The sequence below is a fragment of the Halorhodospira abdelmalekii genome (genome assembly GCF_016583625.1).
GTDB lineage: Bacteria > Pseudomonadota > Gammaproteobacteria > Nitrococcales > Halorhodospiraceae > Halorhodospira > Halorhodospira abdelmalekii.
In genome coordinates this window covers 20,433-36,881 of the sequence record NZ_NRRN01000033.1, presented here as the reverse complement: position 1 = coordinate 36,881, position 16,449 = coordinate 20,433, and the positions used below count along the sequence as shown (strand labels likewise).

Genomic DNA, 16,449 nt, shown 5'->3' with positions numbered 1-16,449 from the left:
GCGGCATATTCCAGATCAGAGAAGCTCGATTGCATCGGGGGCGCACTCTCGGTTGTGGGCCAGAGCCGTATTATCTCAACTCCGGACCGACAGCGGAACGGCAGGGCCGGAATAAATCAGTGTCTCCCTAGGCATCGACGAGATCTACATCGACCTGACGGGGCTACCGGGGGAGAGCGTAGCCCTAGGGCAACGCATCAAGGCCGCCGTCACCGACGCCACCGGGCTGATCGCTTCGATTGGCATCAGCCCCAATAAACGGCTCTCTAAGCTCTGTTCCGACCTGGATAAACCCGACGGTCTCACTGTGCTGCAGCGTTGCGATATCCCTTCCCGCATCTGGCCACTGCCGGTCGGTAAGATCAACGGCATCGGGCCGCGCACCACGGCCCGCCTACAGACGCTCGGAGTGCACAGTATTGGCGATTTAGCCGCTTGCACGCCCGGGTGGCTGATTGAGGAGTTCGGCGCCTCGTTTGGAAACTTCCTGCACCGGGCCGCTCACGGTATCGACGATCGTCCCGTAATGACGACGCGCAGTGCCCCGAAGTCGGTCAGCCGCGAAACCACTTTCGAACGCGATCTGCACGCCCGCCACGATCGAGCCGAACTCTCGCAAATCTTCACCGCCCTCTGCGAACGCGTTGCCGGCGATCTGTGCCGCAAGGGGGTCCGCGGACGGACCATCGGGATCAAGCTGCGCTATGCCGACTTTCGCACGCTAACGCGCGATCTTTCGATTGCCCAGCCGACCCGTGACCCTCAGCATATCCGCCGCACCGCCGGTGAGTGCCTAAAGCGCGTCCCGCTGGAGCAGCGTTTGAGACTGCTCGGTGTGCGCGTCTCGGGGCTGATCAGTGAAGAGCAAGCCGAGCAAGCCGCTGCCGCGGAACCACTGCAATTGGAGTTCGATTGGACGGGACAGAATCAGGCGGGTTGATCTGTGCTGAAGAGTGTTGACCCGCATTGACCCGGAGCTTAAACAGACAGCCCCCCTAAAGCGCTCTTCGTCTCTCTGCGGGGCTAAATGAGGAGGCCCCATCCCCCTGTAGGGGATAAGGGCCTTCCAAACTTCCTCTCCGGCCACTCTGCCTAGAAGAGATGCCCGTAAACGGGCCTAGCAGAGTGCGCTCGGGCTAGATGTTAACCGGCGTCACCGTTAGAGTCGAACACAAATGTACCACCCGCACTGATGAGTTCGATTGCATCCCCGACGGACGGCGCGTCTTCTGCACCGCCTTCGTTGCCGTTGGCCTCGGTGCCGTTGGCCTCGGTGCCGTTGGCCTCGGTGCCGTTGTCCTCGGTACCGTTGTCCTCGGTACCGAAGAAAGTGAACCCAGCGTCAGCGTCGAACTCAAAGTCGTCACCACCATCGTCAAGCTGAGCCTGCATGGCGCTCTCAAAGACCGTCTGGCTAACAAGATTGGCGAAAAGGAAAATCTTGCCATCTTCCAGCACCGACATGGCGCCTGGCAGGGAAAAATTGATTGCACAGGACGACCTTGTTATCATTATTCGGTTTGGGCGAGCAGAAATCGCGTCAGGTAGCCCGCAACCGATGCAGCTAAACCTCCGTTCAACCAGCTTCGGCCGTCACGAGACCTTCCCGCTGCGCTACGGCTGGCTGCCGAAGGGGTACACGGCGGTAGCGAAGGACCCCGCCATTTTCCTGCAGCCAGAGGAGGCGATGGTGAGGCTCGGCGTTGGCCGCAATATGGTCAACGCCATTCGCTACTGGCTGATCGCCACCGGTGTTGTGGGCTCTAGTGACAGCAACGCTAACGAGCTTCGACCAAACGAACTCGGAAAGATCCTCTTCGGCGAGGGGCTTAGACTCCACCAAGGGGTTGGCCACAGCCAAGAGGACAACCAAGAGGACAACCAAGACGATAGCGCGGGCGTAGACTTAACCAGCGACCCCTACCTAGAGGACGACGCCACACTGTGGATTCTCCACTGGCTGATCGCCGCAAACGCTACGCAAGCAACGGGGTTCTTCTGGTTCTTCAACCGATTCTCGACCCCCCACTTTCGTGAAAAGGAGCTGCTTGAGGGGTTACGCATATTCGTTGCGGACGATCTGCAGCAGGCAGGGCGCTCATTAAAAACCCTTGAATCAGATGTCTCGGTGCTTTTACGCATGTACGCCACCGTCCCGGGGCGCACCGACGAGCACCTCGACTCGCCCTTAGCCAACCTCGGGCTGATTGAACCCGACCCGGAGTTCGGCTATCGCAGCCTACGCACCGCCCGCCCCCTGCTACCGAGCGTCGCACTGCACTTCGCTCTCGCCCAACGCTTTGCCGCTGAGCCGGAACAGCCAGCCCTTCCCGTCCGCGCCCTCCTCTACGGCGATGACGGCAAAGCCTCGCCAGGGGCCGTCTTCCGTCTGAGTGAAAGCAGCCTTATGGAACGACTCGAAGCCGTATGCAGAGAACACCCAGGCCATTACGAGCTGCGCGACACCGCTGGCGTCCACCAGCTCTACCGGATCGGCGAACCTCCCGATCCGCTCGCCGTCCTAGCGAATTACTACCAAGGCAGCTCATAACGACTCATCAGCGGCAGCGAGATGCCATTCGAGAAAGCGAATCCACTGAAACCACTGTAAGAAGATGCCGATAAAGACACTAAACGCCGTAGGTCGGCTTACCCACGGCAGATGGGCATTGGTCGGCATCGCTGCTGTTCTCGCAATCGGCCTCGGTGCGGTGATGGTCGGAGTGCTCCACACCGGAGAAGAGCGCAAGACAGAGCCGATCCCGATCGGTGTAATCTATTCGCTGACCGGCAACATGGCAGTCAGCGAGGCCCCGCTGATCCAAGCCGTTACCTTGGCAGTAGAGGAGATCAACAGCGCTGGCGGGTTGCTCGGACGCCCCGTTGAGCTGATGACCGTCGACGGTCGCTCCGACCCACAACACACCGCCGCGGAGGCAGAGCGGTTGATTGTCGACGGGCAGATTGCCGCCCTCTTTGCGTGCTGGACATCGGCCTGCCGGCAAGCGGTCAAACCGGTCGTCGAGCGCCACCACCACCTGCTCTTCTATGCACTGCAGTACGAAGGACTTGAGCAATCGCCCCACATCATCTACGGCGGCCACGCCCCCAATCAACAGATCATCCCGGGCACGCGCTGGGCGCTGGAGCGCTGGGGCCACCGTGTCTACCTAATCGGCTCCGATTATATCTTTCCGCGCACCGCGCACTTCATTATCCGCGACCTGGTTCGTGCCGAAGCAGCTGAGGTCGTCGGAGAGCGCTATGTTCCGCTCGGGCACGACCGTATGGAGGCGGTGATCGAAGACCTGGAACGGCTGCGCCCCGACTTCATCATCAACACCGTCAACGGCATCAGCAACCTCTACCTCTTAGACGCCCTCCACGCTGCCGGCTTCAGCGACCTGCCGCTGCTCTCCTTTAGCGTCTCCGAGTCCGACCTCACCGCTATGGAAGCAGTGCACCACCCGCGACACTACGCGGTCTGGGGCTACTTTCAGTCGCTCGATACACCGCTCAACCGCGAATTTGTCGAGCGCTTCCAGCGCCGTTTCGGGGCTGATCGGCCGATCAGTTCTCCGATGGAGAGCGCCTACACCAACGTTCACCTGTGGGCCCAAGCGGTCGCCGCAGCCGGCTCTGCCCAACCGGCGCGGGTCAACCACAGCCTGATGCTGCAGAGTCGGCGCGCACCCTCGGGCATCGTGACGATCGATCCTGCGACTCGCCACCAGTGGCGGACGTTCTACATCGGCCAGGCACAGGAAGATGGCCAGTTTGAGATCGTCGCGGCCATGGAGCAGCCGATCCGCCCAGCACCCTTTCCAAGCTATCGCTCGGTCGCCACCTGGCAGCGGATCGCGCAAGAGATCGCATACGAGTTGCAGCAGGGCAGCACCCCGTGAAACGCTTGCTTAGTGGCATCAGTGGTCGGCTCCTGGTCGGCTTTGGGACCCTGGTCGTGCTACCTGTGCTGCTGCTGACCCACTACATGCTTGCCGCCTATGAGCGCTCACTGACCGAGACCGTAGTCACGTCGATGAGCACGCTAGCTAATCATAACGCCCGCAAAATCGATAGCTATCTACACGAGCGCTTGACCGATACGCTGCTATTGAGCCAATCGGTGCTGGTGCGAAGTGCCATCGAAGACGGCTCGCGCGACACGCTAACCGCCGTCGCAAGGGAGGGCGTTGAGTTAGGCGCGACAGAGCCAGACGCTACAGAGCCAGACACATCTACGCTAGACCCCTCTAAGCTAGAGGGCTTTCTCGAAACCTTCATGGAGCAGACCGGCTACTACGATGTCCTACTCATCGATGCCGCCGGCACAGTGGTCTTCAGCATCAAACAAGAGAGCGATCTATACACCAACCTGCTGTCGGGACCGTACCGTGGGACTCAACTGGCGAGCGGGTTTCGCCATGCGCGAGATTTTTTGACCATCAATTTAACCAATTTTGACCCTTACCCGCCCTCGGGCGACGACATCGCCGCCTTTTTGGTCGCACCGGTGGTGGCTGAGGGACGTTTTTTGGGCTCAGTAGCCGTCCAGCTCGCGCTCTCACTGCTTGACCCGATTATCACCGATCGCACCGGTTTGGGGGGCAGCGGCGAGATCGTCATGGCAAGACTCGATGGCGGCGTCGGGCGCTATATGGTGCCACTGCGCCGTGCCCCGGATGCGGTTTACCAACGCCGTATTCCGTTTGCCGAGATGCCACCGCCGATGCAGCAGGCGCTGTCTGGCAACGCCGGGCAGGGCGTCACCTACGACTACGTCGGCCAAGAGGTGGTCGCCGCTTGGCGCTACATCCCGACGCTGCGCTGGGGGATGGTCGTCAAAATGGACGCCGCGGAGGCCCTCGCCCCTGTTACCCAGCTACGGCAACTGACCTTTGCTCTCTTAGCTGCCATTTTAGTGGTCACGGCGCTAACGGGCATCGCCTTCGGGCGCAGCCTGGTGCTGCCAATGCACCGCTTAAAGGCGGTCACCGACGCCATTAAAGCCGGCGACTACCAGCAGCGGGCCGACCCTGCAGGCCCCCGCGAAATCCGTCAATTTGCCCAAGCCTTTAACGCCATGGCCGAGCGCCTGAACAACGCCCGAGCGGCGCTTGAGGCACGGGTCGAGGAGCGCACACAGGAACTGCGCGAGGCCAACGCCCGTTTGCAGGTGGAGATCGAGGAGCGGCGCCACGCCGAGGCACGACTCCACCACCTCGCCCACCACGATCCACTGACCAACCTCCCCAACCGCCACAGCCTGCAAGACCGGTTGACACAGGCCATTGCCATGTCAGCGCGCGAGGGCCGCCAGTTAGCGGTACTCTTCATCGACATGGACCGCTTCAAGGCGATCAACGACACCTACGGCCACCAAGTCGGCGATCAACTCTTGATTCAGGTCGCTGAGCGGCTGCGCGAAAATCTACGGGCCAGCGATCTCGCCGCTCGCCTCGGCGGTGATGAGTTTATTGCGGTAGCCACCCAGATCAACCAGCCACAGGAGGGCGTGCCGGTAGCCACCAAATTGCAAGCGGCCCTCTCCGAGCCCTTTGTCATCAACGATCTGACCCTCTCTTCCACGCCTAGTATCGGCCTCAGCATCTACCCTGATGACGGCGCCACTGCCGAAGAACTGATTAAAAAGGCCGATGCCGAGATGTATCGGGTCAAGAGGGGGCGGCGACGCAACCAAGACAACGACGGTGATACACCGGTGCGACGGTGATACACTGGTGCCGCAGACGCGGCGGCGGCAATCACATAGCGGCTAATCGTCGCTGGCGATGTGCTGCTCGAGAAAGCGCCGCAGCCCCTCCCGATAGTCTCTGCCACTTTCGAGAAATCCCGTGTTGTGGCCGCCGCGGATGCGCAGCCACTCTGACCCTTCAGGAGCGGCTGCCATCAGCCCCTCGGCGTGACGGTAAGGAATAATCTCATCATCGGGGCTGTGGATGATCAGAGTCGGCGCCTCAACCTCCTGCAAGTAGTCGATCGTCGCATACTCTAGGCGAGTCAACCACCGCGCTGGATAGATCCAATAGAGATCACGCGCGACTGCCTCAGCGGAGACAAACGCCGATTCCAAGATCAGCGCCTCCGGCGCAACGTGACGCGCTGCACTCGCAGCCAAGGCAGCACCGAGGGAGCGTCCGTGAAAGACCGTCCGCTCCTGCGGCACACCCAACTCCTCACGCACCCAGCGGGCCACCGCCTGGGCGTCCTGGTGGAGCCCCTTTTCACGCGCCCGCCCCTCACTGCGCCCATAACCGCGGTAGTCGAAGATCACCACATCGAGGTCCAAATCGCGCAAGATCTCGATGGTATCCAAGCGGTGCGAGATGTTGCCGGCGTTGCCGTGAAAAAAGAGCACAATACCGCGCGGCTGGTCGGCAGTGATATGCCAGCCGTGGAGCGTGATCTCGTCGCTGCTGGCGATGGCGAGCTCCCGGTACTCCCAGCCACGATCGGTCGGCGAAGCCTGCAACTCCCGCGTCGGCATTTGCGGCAGGTGGACCAGGTTTTCTTGCGTGACGAAGAGCAGCGCGCCAAAGGTCACATAGACCAGCCCCACAGCTGCCAACAGACTCAATAGCAATCGCACACCTCGCTCCTGTTCCGCCTAACCAATAGCGCTGCCCCTCACCCGCTCAACCGAAGGCTGCTTCTAGGGCGACTGGAGCCCAGGATAGCAGAGGGTTGACGGACGAGCGCACTCCCCACTACCCCCTGATAAGCACCTCTGCCCACGACACCTCGCTTCGCCCAAGAGCATCCGGACTGTAGCCAACATGCTCAACGTCGGCACCGAACAAACCCGCCAAGAACCGTATCTCTTGGACGCTCACAGCATGCATACCACGCTCGACATCTGGTGGACCGAGCCTCAAAGTAACCGCCATCAACCCCCCAGGGCTAAGCAGTAACCTTAATCGACGAAAAGCAGTGCTGCGCTGAGCCTTAGGAACATGCATCCACACCGCACTTAGCAAAATCAAATCAAAGGCTGTTCCCATTTCCCCAACGGCACCCAGTTCAGGTAACTTATCGTCCAACCAGGTAATACACGGGCTCGGATGAAGACGACGCGCCTCATCGCGCAGTGCCGATGCCGGCTCAACAGCGACAACCCTGTACCCTCTCTCAGCGAACCAAGCCGCGTCACGGCCTGAACCAGAACCCACGTCCAGCACCAACGGACTTGACTCTACAGGTGGAAGCCACTCCATCAACCAGCCGTGAACGTCAGCAAAACCAACACGACAATACTGCTCCGCGATATCGGAAGCACGTTCATCATACCAACGAATACCTAACTCAACATCAGAAGACATACAACAAACCTTTCTCAAAAAATCAGAGACATAACCAAAGAACTCGATCGACGAGGCCGCGCGAGAAATCTTCGAGTGGCGGGGCTCCACAAATGTCAAATCCAAACACAAGCCAGGCTAGCCCTTTGATTTATAGGACAACTTCATCTTTTCTGACCTCCACATGACTATGCTAAACTCTTTTCCGACAAGACGACAGCTGGTGAGCGAAAGATCAAGTCATGGCTCTTAGCGCAACATCCTACGACTGCCTGATCAGTGGAGGCGATTCTGCACCCCTGCTCCCTCTCCTGCTTGCCTCTATCCGCGGAGCGGAAGAGATCGAGCTTGCAGTTGCTTTCATCAATGCAAGCGGACTCGACCTTATATTCGATTCCTTAGCAGAACGCTGCGACGGAGCTCGCCCAGCACAGATCCGCATTCTCACAAGTGACTACCTGGGCATCACAGATCCACGCGCCCTCCGCCAACTCCTTCTTCTCCAAGAGCGCGGCGCAAACATTCGTGTTTACGAAACAAATAAGCGTAGTTTTCACCTCAAGGCTTATATTTTTACCCGCGCATCAGGGACCGAAGGCGAAGCCTTCATCGGCTCCAGTAATATTAGCGCCCAAGCTCTAACACGAGGGATTGAGTGGAACTACCGAATTGTTCAAGGCTCAGAAAGCAACACCAACCAGCTTAGATTAAACGAAATTCGCCAAGCTTTTTTCGAGCTTTTTCAGGATGAGCATTCCAGAGAGCTGGATCATAACTGGATCGATGAATATGAACACCGCCGCACCACACTGCTAATTCCCGGCATCACTGATGACTACGAGCCCACACCACCTCCGCCCACCCCCAACCAACCCCAGCAGGAAGCGCTAATCGCTCTCAACGAATCACGTAAAGCAGGCTACAAACGTGGCCTCGTGGTGATGGCGACAGGATTAGGAAAAACCTACTTAGCAGCGTTTGATGCCGCTCAAAGCAGCGCTGAGCGGATCCTGTTTATTGCCCATCGCGAGGAGATACTCCTACAAGCTGAATCGTCTTTTCAAAGAGTTTTTCCAAGCACACACATTGGGCGTTACAGATCCAACCAGCGAGACACAGAAAAGAAAATAATTTTCGCCTCCATCCAAACCTTGCACAGAGAAAAGAACCTCCAGACATTCAAACCGGGACACTTTGACTATATCGTGGTTGATGAATTTCACCACGCCACCGCCTCATCATATCGTCGCGCACTACAATACTTTCAACCGAATTTTTTACTCGGCTTAACCGCAACTCCTGAACGCTCTGACCACTCCGATATACTCAGCCTTTGTGACAACAATCTCGTTTACACTTTTGACTTGTTCCACGGCATCCGCAACCAACATCTTTGCCCTTTCCATTACTTTGGCATTCATGACGAACACGTAGAATACACTAAGATCCCCTGGCGAAGCGGGAAATTCGATGACAAGGAGCTAACTAAAAGCCTAGCCACCCGCGCACGCGCCAAGCACAACATACACGAATGGAAAGAAAAGGCCGGGCAACGCACCCTTGCTTTTTGTGCCTCAAAGGCTCACGCTGACTTTATGGCCAGACAATTCAACCAAAATGGAGCGATTGCGGTATCGGTACACTCCACATCCGAGACGTATCGTAGTGAAGCCATAGAAAAAATTGAGAAGGGAGAGGTTCAGGTTATTTGTTCCGTCGACTTATTCAACGAAGGAGTCGACATTCCGGCAATAGACACCATAATGATGCTGCGGCCAACGGAATCACCAACTTTGTTCTTACAACAACTTGGCCGGGGCCTGCGTCACCATCCCGACAAAACACACCTAACTGTTATTGACTTCATTGGAAATCATCGTTCTTTTCTAAACCGCCCTCAAGCATTATTTAAAATACAGAACACAAATAGCGGACTACAGCGTTTCATTGAGCAAGCTGCAACAAAAAATCTTCATTTGCCAGACGGTTGTTTTGTCAACTTCGACGTCGAGTTCATTGATTTCATGGCAGCACTCAGACCGACCTCCGCAGAAGAAGAATTCCACAACCTCAAAGCCGCCCTTGGCAGACGCCCAACTGCTGCTGAAGCGTACCGCTCCGGAGTAGCTCTACCAAAGCTAAGAACAAAGTCCGGCAGTTGGCACCGCTTTCTCTTAGCAGAAAGCCAATTAGACCCTCTTGAATCGAGAAGCGTTGAAGCGCACGGTGATTTTCTTCAAGAAGTTGAAAAAACCACCATGACAAAATCATTCAAAATGATATTACTGGAGGCATTCTTAGAGCTCGACGGATTCAAACAAGGCGCTTCCCTCTTGGAACTATCAAAAAAATCGTTCGGCATAATACAACGTCGGCGAGAGCTCATAATTGACATGCCTGAAAAAATGCGCGACCCCAAGAGAACCACCCCTGAGCAAATGCTATCATACTGGATGGAAAACCCGATCAACGCCTGGGCAGAAAAAAACAAAAAGAGGGACCAGAAAACCTGGTTTCATGTTTCTGGCGATTTCTTTTCTGCTGCATTCAGACCAGACAACGCAGAAATCGAAACACTCACCCAACTAACCCAAGAGCTAATCGAATACAAAATCGCAGCATACCAAGAGCGCGCAACCTTCAAGAGCCCTAAAGATAAAAAAGAACAGCCAAAAAAGCAAGACAATGTCGCCTACTTGACTGCCGTCAAAGAAGAAAACCAAAGACCTCTAAAAAAGAAACCTGCTGCTGCAGAAACCAACCAAGAGAAACACCACAACGAAACTTATCTGCCGTATTTTCCAGACCTTAAGATAGCCTGCGGACACTTTCGTAGCGGACACTCCGAAACCGCTGAAGATTTTCGCGTTCCACCAGGGCATGGGCGACTTAATTCTTCGCGTCACTTTATTGCCCCAGCACACGGAAACTCAATGAACGGCGGAAAAAACCCGATTCGCGACGGCGACTATTTGATTCTGGAATACATCGCAGAGGGCTCCGCTGGCTCGATAACCGGCCAAACCCTGGCTATTGAGCGTCAGAATATTGCTGGTGACAACGAATATCTACTCAGGTCTGTTATAAAAGACCCCGAAGGAAAGTACATATTACGCGCACAAAACCCTGACTACACCGACCTTGTAGCAGACGATAACATGTGGACCTTCGCCAGGCTGCGCGGAATTATACATAAAACGTGACTTGGCCAGACACCTAACTACACGTATCAACCCCTTCAGATTTTAATAGCGGCCAACAGGTGAAGAATAAAGCCATTATTTATGGAAGAGCCCAAACAATAAACCAACTCCATCAAGCCCAAGACGACACAACAACGGACTGGCAAAAAACCCGATAACCACTAATAAAACTATGGCAACCACCCACCAACATGAACTGGTTTTCCGTCTCGCCCGCGATCACACTTACTCATCAACCGACCCAGATTAAACCTTATAAAACCACAAAAAAACCGAAACAGAGGCTTACCGAGGATAACGACCCCATCGAAAAACGAGACCTATAATGAACCTTAGATTTAAAATTCCTTTCGGTGTTCAGAGCTTTGAACAAATCCGCACCGATGGTTACTACTACGTAGACAAGACCGAACTCATCCAGCGCCTGACTGAGTCAGGCAGCTACTTTTTCCTTAATCGCCCAAAGTGCTTTGGCAAGAGTCTGCTGCTTGACACCCTGAAGTCGTTATTCGAGGGGCGAGAAGCACTTTTTCGCGGGCTCTACATACACGACCATTGGGACTGGTCAATACAGCATCCTGTAATTCGCCTGAGCTTTTCCAATGGCGTGCCACGGAGTCGAGAGGAACTAGACGAACGCATTCACGATATGCTCAACACTGAGGCCCGCTTATTCAACCTCACCTTCACTAGCCAGAGTATAGCTGGCCGCTTTCGTGAACTGATCCAAAACGCCCATGAGCTGTACGACCAACGTGCGGTGGTGCTAATCGACGAGTACGATAGGCCAATTCTAGACAACTTCACCGAACCGCAGCGGGCCCGGGAACTTCGTGATGGCCTGAACAACCTCTACTCTGTGCTCAAGGACGCCGACCCGCATCTGCATTTTGTGCTACTCACTGGCGTCTCCCAGTTCAGTACGGCAAGTCTCTTTTCAGGGCTGAACAACCTCAACGACATCACCCTGAATCGGGAATATGCTACCATCTGCGGCTACACCGATGAAGATATCAACACCATCTTCGCACCCGAACTGCCCGGTCTCAATCGGGTCGATATCCGTCGCTGGTATAACGGCTACCGTTGGGGCGATCCTTCTGCCACGCCAGCGGTCTACAACCCCTTCGACGTGCTGCTTCTGCTGCAAAAGCGCGAGTTTCATCCCTACTGGTTCGAGAGCGCCACGCCGACCTTTTTGGTCGAACTCCTAGCCGAGCGGGGTATCTTCACCCCGCAACTGGAGCGACTACAGAGCGAGGCTAGTCTGCTCGGACGCTTCGATGTCGACGATACCAGCAGTGAGGCGCTACTGTTTCAGACTGGTTGCCTCACCGTCCACCGGGTCGAGCAGCCGCTGACCGGATACTGGCTCTACACTTTGGGTTATCCCAATCAGGAGGTCAAGACTAGCTTAAACCGAGCACTACTACCAAAGCTCGGGATACATGATGGGCCGCAGCAACGGCTATCACTCTTCAAGGCGCTCAAGGATCACAATGTCGACGCCTTAGGCGCCCACATCAAAGGGCTCTTCGCCAGCCTCCCTCACGAATGGTACCGCAACAATCCGATTGCTCAGTATGAAGGCCACTACGCCAGCGTCTTTTACAGCCACTTCGCTGCTTTGGGGGTAGACGTTACGGTGGAAGATGCCTCTAGCACCGGCTGGGTCGATATGACGGTCGACTTCGACGGCCACCTCCACATATTTGAGTTCAAGGTGGTCGAGCAGGCGCCGGAAGGGAAGGCGCTGCAGCAGCTCAGGGATAAGGAATACACCGCCAAGTACTTCGGCCATGGCAAGCCCATCCACCTAGTTGGGTTCGAGTTTTCACGCGAGCAACGGGCGGTGGTAGCATTTGAGTGGGAGACTCTGAGAGAAGTGGAAGAGTGGGGACGGACTTGAAACCCGTCCACTCTTGTTAATGGCTGCCAAAATCCGTAGATATTTGGCGAGGGATTCGTTTAGGCGAATCTAAAGAGTTCAATGATCGGCCCTGTGGACGAGAGGCCTGCCCACACGGTCCGAAGGGCTCAGGCCAGCCCGCAGGGCTCGACCAAAAGTCCACCAGGGCAAAGGAGCGAGGGCGCTTCAAACACACCCTAAAGGCGGAGGATGAGGGGACCGGCTAGGCGCCGCGCACTATCTGCATCCTTGAATCTTTCGCCGATTGTGTTTGGGTTTTGAGCAGCGTCAACAACAAGATGTGGTTCAGCGGTGGCTTGAGCCAATGGCGGTGCTACCCACACAGATCGCGAAGGTGCCCGGCATTCTTCTCACGCATGCCGGCGAGGACGCCGGCGCTCCCAGGAAAAGCGCTCGAGCACCGCGCCACGCTTCACACGACGCGACCTACGCCCCCCACACCGTAATCGACCGCTCGCCGGAGCGCTCTTCGGTGCGCCAGATCTTCTCCTCCCAGCTTACTCCAGGACGGCGATCGAAGAGCAGCAGATGGGCCTCGTCGGCGCCGACCCGGTCGGCGTAGTCGGCGGTCTGCTCGAGCCCCTTGGCAATCAGGCCGTCAAGGCCCTGGCCAGCGCGGCGCAGCTTCAGCTCAATGACGATGCGCTGGATCGGGCCGGTCAAACCGTGCGCCTCGTCAGCACCGCCGAGCGGCCACTCGATCAGCAGATCGGTGCGCTTGCGGCCGAGTCCATACTCGCGGCTAATCCGCCCGCCGCCGTTGATCAGGCGCTGTAGAAAGGCTTGCAGCAGCAGCTGCGGTCCGGCCTCTTTGTAGGCGAAGCGCTCCAGCCAGCTCTCGGCGTGCTCGCGGAAAAACTGCTGGAAGGCGGCCAGCAGCTTGGCCGTATCAAGGCGGCGGTCGCTGCCGACGTACCACGCCAGCTCTTGGTTAACGATGCGGGTCTGTACGATCCACGTCAAATCGCGCGGGATGACCTCTCGATAGATGCGATTGCTGATGCGTAGCGTGGGCCGGGTCTCGATCAATCCTAGATCTTCAACATACTGCTGATCATCAGGGGCAATGGCGTGGATGCCGGCGTCGGCACTCTCGTCGCTGCTCAGCAGCGCCACCATCACCCGCTGCACCCGCGGCTCGCTGAGCTTGTCGGTCAGCTGCTCCAGATGGGTCGCCCGCGACTGGATCAGCCGCTCGCGGGCGGCGCGGTACGCCTCCAGTGTCAGCGGCAGGGAGCGGTCGCGCGCCGCTTTGTAGCGCCACGTCAGTTCGTAGCCGAGGGCGTTGACCAGCCACGGCTGACCACGGGTATCCTCCCACAGCTCGGGGAAAATGGCTGAATCGAACGGCTGTCCGGTCTCTGTTGTATGCTGCCGCCACAACGCCTCGCACTCCGCCGCTGAGAAGCTCCCCATGCGCAGCGACTCCGCCTTGATGTTGAAGGCGCTGCCGCCGGTGATCACCTGAGCCCCCTCTTGATGCAGCCGGTAGTCGCGGACATCGCGCACCCCGCAGAGAATCACCGACTGCGGAAAGAACTCCGGGCGCTGGGCGTAGCCGGCGCGCAGCTGACGCAGCAGCGAGATCAGTGTATCGCCGACCAGCGCATCGACTTCGTCGAGAAAGAGAACGGTCGGGCGGGCGCTCTCCTGCGCCCACTGCTGCAGCACCCGCGTCAACCGCTGCTGCGGTGAGATCGTCTGCTGTGTCACCGCATACCAGTGCGCCACCTCGTCGGCACCGAGGTAGAGTTGAAGCGCGTTGACGACCGCGTCACAGATCGCTCGGATGCCCTGCTCCACATCGCCCCGCGCCACCTGCGCCCCCTCAATATTGGCGTAGGCGCAAGCGTACCGCCCTTGGTCGTTGAGCGCCTCCAGCATCGCCAGCAGCGTCGTCGTCTTACCGGTCTGGCGCGGCGCATGGAGCACAAAGTAGCGCTGCTGCGCAATCAGGTGCTCCACATCCTCCCAGTCGATCCGTGTCAGTGGATCGATATGGTAATGCTGATCCGTTTTGGTCGGCCCGGCGTTGTTGAAAAAACGCTCCGGGAAGGTGGTTCCGCTGCTGCTCGACATCGCTGTGTTCCTGAAGTGGATGCAAAAATGAAGTGGATTCACAAAAATATGGAGACCGGACATAGACCCGGACGTGGAGACAGCTTGAAAGTGGGTTTGAAAGTGATCCCTCCGCCCGCTACGCCCCCCACACCGTAATCGACCGCTCGCCGGAGCGCTCTTCGGTGCGCCAGATCTTCTCCTCCCAGCTTACTCCAGGACGGCGATCGAAGAGCAGCAGATGGGCCTCGTCGGCGCCGACCCGGTCGGCGTAGTCGGCGGTCTGCTCGAGCCCCTTGGCAATCAGGCCGTCAAGGCCCTGGCCAGCGCGGCGCAGCTTCAGCTCAATGACGATGCGCTGGATCGGGCCGGTCAAACCGTGCGCCTCGTCAGCACCGCCGAGCGGCCACTCGATCAGCAGATCGGTGCGCTTGCGGCCGAGTCCATACTCGCGGCTAATCCGCCCGCCGCCGTTGATCAGGCGCTGTAGAAAGGCTTGCAGCAGCAGCTGCGGTCCGGCCTCTTTGTAGGCGAAGCGCTCCAGCCAGCTCTCGGCGTGCTCGCGGAAAAACTGCTGGAAGGCGGCCAGCAGCTTGGCCGTATCAAGGCGGCGGTCGCTGCCGACGTACCACGCCAGCTCTTGGTTAACGATGCGGGTCTGTACGATCCACGTCAAATCGCGCGGGATGACCTCTCGATAGATGCGATTGCTGATGCGTAGCGTGGGCCGGGTCTCGATCAATCCTAGATCTTCAACATACTGCTGATCATCAGGGGCAATGGCGTGGATGCCGGCGTCGGCACTCTCGTCGCTGCTCAGCAGCGCCACCATCACCCGCTGCACCCGCGGCTCGCTGAGCTTGTCGGTCAGCTGCTCCAGATGGGTCGCCCGCGACTGGATCAGCCGCTCGCGGGCGGCGCGGTACGCCTCCAGTGTCAGCGGCAGGGAGCGGTCGCGCGCCGCTTTGTAGCGCCACGTCAGTTCGTAGCCGAGGGCGTTGACCAGCCACGGCTGACCACGGGTATCCTCCCACAGCTCGGGGAAAATGGCTGAATCGAACGGCTGTCCGGTCTCTGTTGTATGCTGCCGCCACAACGCCTCGCACTCCGCCGCTGAGAAGCTCCCCATGCGCAGCGACTCCGCCTTGATGTTGAAGGCGCTGCCGCCGGTGATCACCTGAGCCCCCTCTTGATGCAGCCGGTAGTCGCGGACATCGCGCACCCCGCAGAGAATCACCGACTGCGGAAAGAACTCCGGGCGCTGGGCGTAGCCGGCGCGCAGCTGACGCAGCAGCGAGATCAGTGTATCGCCGACCAGCGCATCGACTTCGTCGAGAAAGAGAACGGTCGGGCGGGCGCTCTCCTGCGCCCACTGCTGCAGCACCCGCGTCAACCGCTGCTGCGGTGAGATCGTCTGCTGTGTCACCGCATACCAGTGCGCCACCTCGTCGGCACCGAGGTAGAGTTGAAGCGCGTTGACGACCGCGTCACAGATCGCTCGGATGCCCTGCTCTACATTGCCGCGCGCCGCTTGCGCCGCCTCAATATTGGCGTAGGCGCAGGCGTACCGCCCTTGGGCGTTGAGCGCCTCCAGCATCGCCAGCAGCGTCGTCGTCTTACCGGTCTGGCGCGGCGCATGGAGCACAAAGTAGCGCTGCTGCGCAATCAGGTGCTCCACATCCTCCCAGTCGATCCGTGTCAGTGGATCGATATGGTAATGCTGATCCGTTTTGGTCGGCCCGGCGTTGTTGAAAAAACGCTCCGGGAAGGTGGTTCCGCTGCTGCTCGACATCGCTGTGTTCCTGAAGTGGATGCAAAAATGAAGTGGATTCACAAAAATATGGAGACCGGACATAGACCCGGACGTGGAGACAGGCTTGAAAGTGGGTTTGAAAGTGATCCCCTTTTCTGGTTCCTAGCTTACCACCAACACTGCGCT

At 58.0% G+C, this 16,449-nt stretch carries 11 protein-coding genes and 1 pseudogene; 7 read left to right on the top strand and 5 right to left on the bottom strand.

Features of this window, described 5'->3' with window-relative positions; genetic code table 11:
* Window positions 1-115 precede the first annotated feature (115 nt).
* Both CKO15_RS14385 and CKO15_RS09115 read left to right on the top strand, forming a co-directional pair.
* Window positions 116-271 (top strand): annotated as a pseudogene (locus CKO15_RS14385) (Y-family DNA polymerase); the annotation flags it as partial.
* 36 nt (window positions 272-307) lie between these two features.
* Window positions 308-940 (top strand): DinB/UmuC family translesion DNA polymerase, encoded by a 633-nt coding sequence (locus tag CKO15_RS09115; protein ID WP_338036034.1) that lies wholly within the window; start codon window positions 308-310, stop codon window positions 938-940.
* Window positions 941-1,143: 203 nt separating this feature from the next.
* Here the strand turns inward: CKO15_RS09115 and CKO15_RS09110 are convergent, their stop codons facing one another.
* Window positions 1,144-1,464: a hypothetical protein gene (locus CKO15_RS09110; RefSeq protein ID WP_200195280.1), complete on the bottom strand. Its 321-nt coding sequence runs from the start codon at window positions 1,462-1,464 to the stop codon at window positions 1,144-1,146.
* A 94-nt stretch (window positions 1,465-1,558) separates the two neighbouring features.
* Between CKO15_RS09110 and CKO15_RS09105 the strand changes: the two genes are divergently transcribed.
* From CKO15_RS09105 to CKO15_RS09095, 3 genes are all read left to right on the top strand, one after another.
* Window positions 1,559-2,551: a DUF4007 family protein gene (locus CKO15_RS09105; RefSeq protein WP_200195278.1), complete on the top strand. Its 993-nt coding sequence runs from the start codon at window positions 1,559-1,561 to the stop codon at window positions 2,549-2,551.
* 64 nt (window positions 2,552-2,615) lie between these two features.
* Entirely contained in the window at window positions 2,616-3,905 is a 1,290-nt protein-coding gene (locus CKO15_RS09100; RefSeq protein WP_200195276.1) for an urea ABC transporter substrate-binding protein, read from the top strand.
* Window positions 3,902-5,734, top strand: a complete 1,833-nt coding sequence (locus CKO15_RS09095; protein WP_200195274.1) for a diguanylate cyclase domain-containing protein — start codon at window positions 3,902-3,904, stop codon at window positions 5,732-5,734. The genes CKO15_RS09100 and CKO15_RS09095 overlap by 4 nt, the downstream gene beginning before the upstream one ends.
* Before the next feature lie 42 nt (window positions 5,735-5,776).
* On the opposite strand, the gene CKO15_RS09090 is transcribed toward CKO15_RS09095, so the two are convergent.
* Together CKO15_RS09090 and CKO15_RS09085 are read right to left on the bottom strand one after the other, a co-directional pair.
* Window positions 5,777-6,610 (bottom strand): alpha/beta fold hydrolase, encoded by an 834-nt coding sequence (locus CKO15_RS09090; RefSeq protein WP_200195265.1) that lies wholly within the window; start codon window positions 6,608-6,610, stop codon window positions 5,777-5,779.
* Between the two features lie 118 nt (window positions 6,611-6,728).
* Window positions 6,729-7,430, bottom strand: a complete 702-nt coding sequence (locus CKO15_RS09085) for a methyltransferase domain-containing protein (protein WP_200195263.1) — start codon at window positions 7,428-7,430, stop codon at window positions 6,729-6,731.
* A 131-nt stretch (window positions 7,431-7,561) separates the two neighbouring features.
* On the opposite strand from CKO15_RS09085, the gene CKO15_RS09080 reads away from it, so the two are divergent.
* Both CKO15_RS09080 and CKO15_RS09075 read left to right on the top strand, forming a co-directional pair.
* A complete protein-coding gene (locus tag CKO15_RS09080) occupies window positions 7,562-10,522 on the top strand; it encodes a DEAD/DEAH box helicase family protein (RefSeq protein WP_200195261.1) in 2,961 nt (986 codons plus the stop codon).
* A 325-nt stretch (window positions 10,523-10,847) separates the two neighbouring features.
* Complete coding sequence (locus CKO15_RS09075; protein WP_200195259.1) at window positions 10,848-12,431, top strand: ATP-binding protein; 1,584 nt, start codon at window positions 10,848-10,850, stop codon at window positions 12,429-12,431.
* A 447-nt stretch (window positions 12,432-12,878) separates the two neighbouring features.
* On the opposite strand, the gene CKO15_RS09070 is transcribed toward CKO15_RS09075, so the two are convergent.
* Together CKO15_RS09070 and CKO15_RS09065 are read right to left on the bottom strand one after the other, a co-directional pair.
* A complete protein-coding gene (locus tag CKO15_RS09070; RefSeq protein ID WP_200195257.1) occupies window positions 12,879-14,531 on the bottom strand; it encodes an AAA family ATPase in 1,653 nt (550 codons plus the stop codon).
* 118 nt (window positions 14,532-14,649) lie between these two features.
* Window positions 14,650-16,302, bottom strand: a complete 1,653-nt coding sequence (locus tag CKO15_RS09065; protein ID WP_200195255.1) for an AAA family ATPase — start codon at window positions 16,300-16,302, stop codon at window positions 14,650-14,652.
* Window positions 16,303-16,449: the final 147 nt, after the last annotated feature.